Origin of the sequence: Catenulispora rubra (assembly GCF_015356825.1) — a bacterium.
GTDB lineage: Bacteria > Actinomycetota > Actinomycetes > Streptomycetales > Catenulisporaceae > Catenulispora > Catenulispora rubra.
Map to the genome: position 1 here is coordinate 1 of NZ_JAACYW010000807.1, position 393 is coordinate 393.

Annotated in this window: 1 protein-coding gene; it reads right to left on the reverse strand. The window is 63.9% G+C overall.

Features of this window, described 5'->3' with window-relative positions:
* Positions 1-110: 110 nt before the first annotated feature.
* The coding region (locus tag GWK61_RS55510) for an endonuclease/exonuclease/phosphatase family protein (protein ID WP_194922408.1) at positions 111-393 on the reverse strand (283 nt) is incomplete at its 5' end.

The following is a 393-nucleotide window of genomic DNA, read 5'->3' on the forward strand; positions in this document are numbered from 1 at the left end:
CTTAGCGAGGGAGCGATGGTGCTCCAGCAACTCGAGGCCGGGCAGACCGAGGGCAAGCTCGCCCTCGATCCCTGGCGCTAGCCGTCGTACTACGACTGTAGTTTCGAGGCTCAAATCCGCACTACCGCGAGCACAGGCAGGTGGTCTGTAGCCAGCGCCGTATCGGCTTGGCTGACGAGGTCCGTGGGAACGCCCGCGCGCACCACGTAGACGTCTCTAGAGACGAACACCGCATCTAAGCGCTGGTACGGGTTCTTCCCTGTAGAGGTGAACTCCGCCCCCACCGGCGAGACCATCCAGGCGTCCGCCAGCCGCTCGGTGATGATGTTCCATTCGACGCTGCCGGGGTAGCTGTTGAAGTCCCCGGCCAGGATGCGCGACTTCGTCTGGTTG